The sequence below is a fragment of the Caloramator australicus RC3 genome (assembly GCF_000297115.1).
Lineage (GTDB): Bacteria > Bacillota > Clostridia > Clostridiales > Caloramatoraceae > Caloramator > Caloramator australicus.
In genome coordinates this window covers 1-3,155 of the sequence record NZ_CAKP01000077.1, presented here as the reverse complement: position 1 = coordinate 3,155, position 3,155 = coordinate 1, and the positions used below count along the sequence as shown (strand labels likewise).

The 3,155-nt window shown below is 31.3% G+C and carries 3 protein-coding genes; all 3 read left to right on the top strand.

Annotation, left to right across the window (positions count from 1 at the left end; all coding sequences use genetic code 11):
* Positions 1 to 244 precede the first annotated feature (244 nt).
* Positions 245 to 811, top strand: a complete 567-nt coding sequence (locus CAAU_RS14265) for a DUF6431 domain-containing protein (protein WP_008908769.1) — start codon at positions 245 to 247, stop codon at positions 809 to 811.
* A 232-nt stretch (positions 812 to 1,043) separates the two neighbouring features.
* On the top strand, positions 1,044 to 2,312 hold the full coding sequence (locus CAAU_RS07160; protein ID WP_008908768.1) for a DDE-type integrase/transposase/recombinase: 1,269 nt from the start codon (positions 1,044 to 1,046) through the stop codon (positions 2,310 to 2,312).
* 2 nt (positions 2,313 to 2,314) lie between these two features.
* The gene (locus tag CAAU_RS07155; RefSeq protein WP_008908767.1) at positions 2,315 to 3,121 is read left to right on the top strand and encodes an ExeA family protein; all 807 of its coding nucleotides are present in this window, start codon (positions 2,315 to 2,317) and stop codon (positions 3,119 to 3,121) included.
* Positions 3,122 to 3,155: the final 34 nt, after the last annotated feature.

Below are 3,155 nucleotides of genomic sequence, written 5' to 3'. Positions count from 1 at the left end.
TTAAACAGCACATTATTCCATCTAAAAATCAATTCAAAAATGCAAATTATTTTAACCTCGCATGTTTCTAAAGGATGAAATAAATTGCATTCTTTCAAGTCAAATTTCTTTATCCTCAACAATGCATAATTTTTAGTTTTTTACAAATAATCATATTAAACTGAACAACAAAAATATAGGGGAAAAGCCCTCTACCTCCACATAAGCTTTTCCCCTAAATCTGAAATTTTGTTGTTCTTTAATTATGATTATATCCAAATTTTCTAACTTTATTCATCAATATTTGTTTTTAGGGGAAGCATCTTTCTATCCAACTCAATATGGCTGTAAAAATTGTGGCTATATGGGTAAACTCCATAGGCATGGATACTATTATCGTAACGTTATTACCGTATTTGGAACTTACAAAATCAAAGTATTACGTGTTAAATGTCCATCTTGTAAAAAAACTCATGCTCTTTTACCTCACTTTCTTGTCCCATATTTTCAATACTCTTTTTATACTATTCTTTTTCTTCTGTTCCTTAAGTTTGTTCTTGGTTCTTCATATAGTGAAATTCTTTCTCAGGTTAAAAAATTTAACTCCCTCTGTGCTCTTAATACTGCTTCTTTAAGTAGATTCCACAAAAGATTTATCTCTAAATTTAATGAAATTAAAGCCTTCTTTGCTTATTCTACTGATATTTATCCTGAGGCTGATTTAATTAACTTTGGTATTTTGATTAAATACATCATCTCTTTTGAAAGAAGAAATATATCCTTCAATACTTCATATTTTAGTTCAATGCCTTCATATTTCTTTTCTCCTTGATGAGCAGTCGTGTAATTAGGGGAAGTGTCCTTTTTTTTGCTTTTTTAAGTCCTTTTTCAATTTATTTAAGCATTTTTTGAACCTTTTAAGTCCCGCTTTACATTATTTTGTTTTCATATCAACCATCTGTTTCCATTTTATTCTCATCCTAAACATCCCACATAATTTAATAGGGATATACTCCTAACAATTTGTCCATAATTTTAGTATAACTTAAAAAGGAGGTTTTGTTATGGATGAGGATTTAAGGCAAAAGATCGCTCTTTTTCGTTATTCTCTCATTGCACCTGTTATCACCAATACATATACTCAATCTTCAGTAAAAGAATATTTTCAAGAAATTTGTGCTAAACAGTATGATACTCCCACTGGGAAAAAAGAATTCGCTCCTTCTACTGTTAAGGATTGGCTTCGCTTGTATAGAAAGTATGGTATTAATGGTCTTTATCCTAAGTTTAGAAAGGATAAGGGTAATTTCAGAAAATTATCTGATGAAGCTAAGGAATTTATTTTGTCTTGTAAGGCCGAATTCCCTTCTCGTTCTGCTAAGTCCATTTATTTTGAATTAATTGCTCGTGGCTATTTTTCTATAGGTGAAATTTCTCTGTCAACCGTTCAAAGATTTTTAAGCAAAAATTCTTTGCCCTTAGAAAATAAATCTTCCGAAAGAAGGGCCTTTGAATTTGAATATCCTAACGACTGCTGGCAATCGGATATTTCTTCTGGACCATACTTAACTATCGATGGTAAAAAACACAAAACATATATCGTTGCTTTTTTAGATGATGCTTCAAGATTAGTCGTTAGTTGCAAAGCTTTCTTTGAGGATAATTTTGTATCTTTGTTATCAGTCTTTAAAGATGCTGTATCTAAAAGAGGTATTCCTAAGAAAATATTCGTTGATAACGGCAAGGTTTACAAGTCTGAACAAATGGAGTTTATCTGTGCTTCCTTAGGAACTATTCTTTGTTTTGCAAAACCATACTCCCCCCAATCAAAGGGCAAAATCGAAAGGTGGTTTAAAACTCTTCAGGAGCAATGGCTTGGTAGTATCGATTGGTCTAGCTTTTCTTCCATCGATGAGTTAAATCTATCTTTGCAGGAGTATGTTGAGGGTGTTTACAATGTCAGTTATCATTCATCTATTAAACAAAAGCCTATTGAAAAATATATGAAGCATATTGAAAAGATAAAATTTATCCCTTCTAAACAAGAGATTGATTATTTATTCCTCTATCGTGTTACTCGCAAGGTTAGAAATGATTGCACTATTCAACTACAGAATATTTCCTTTGAAGTCCCTTTTAAGTATGTCGGTGAAAGAATTAATGTTCGTTATGACCCTTCTTCTTTAGATAAAGCATATATTTTTTCTGATGATAACCATATTTTAGACACTATTTACCCGGTTAACAAAATTGACAATTCCAAAGTAAAAAGACAAAGAAATATTAAACCCATTGATTTTTTAAGTTTTTCTACAAATTCAAAGGAGGTTTGATTATGTTTACTGCTTTTTATGGTCTTTCTTTTGATCCTTTTCAAAAGGATATAGAAACAAAATTCTTCTTCAAATCTAATGACTTTAATCAGGCCATTTCACGACTCGACTTCTTAAAAAATGTTAAGGGTTTTGGTCTTTTAACTGGAGAGCCCGGCTCTGGTAAATCATCTCTTTTGAGATATTTTGTTAATTCTCTGAATCCTAATCTTTTTAAATGTGTATATATTCCTCTATCTACATTAACTGTTATGGATTTTTACAAGGCCCTTTGTGATGGTCTTGGCATTATTCCATCATTTAAAAAGGTTTCTATGTTCAAACAGATACAAGAATCAATATACACATACTATCATAGCAAAAACATAACTCCTATTATCATATTAGACGAAGCTCAATTCCTTAAAAATTCAATACTTGACGATCTAAGAATAATTTTTAACTTTCAAATGGACTCTAAAGATTGTGCTGTTCTTATTCTTTCCGGTCAAACTCAATTTATATCTCAAATTCAAAGGCAACCGCATGAAGCACTAAGACAAAGAATTGTTGTTAATTACTCTTTAAAAGGATTAACCTTAGATGAAGTAAAGCTGTATATTCCATATATGCTTAAAATTGCTGGTTGCAGTGAACCTATATTTACCGAGGATGCCCTCGAACTTTTATATTCAAGCTCTAATGGGCTTTTAAGGCCACTAAACGCAATTGCAAGAATGAGCTTGATTGCTGGAGCTAACAAAAACACAAGAGTTATTGATAGTGAGCTTATTTACGAAGCTCAGACTGAAGTAAATATTTCAGCTTAACCATGAGGGGTTACCCCTCTTTTTTTATGTTCAT

Excerpts from the sequence above, each read along its gene's own strand:
- CAAU_RS14265 (WP_008908769.1), top strand. The coding sequence starts at position 245 with ATGATTATATCCAAATTTTCTAACTTTATTCATCAATATTTGTTTTTA.
- CAAU_RS07155 (WP_008908767.1), top strand. The coding sequence starts at position 2,315 with ATGTTTACTGCTTTTTATGGTCTTTCTTTTGATCCTTTTCAAAAGGAT.
- CAAU_RS07160 (WP_008908768.1), top strand. The coding sequence starts at position 1,044 with ATGGATGAGGATTTAAGGCAAAAGATCGCTCTTTTTCGTTATTCTCTC.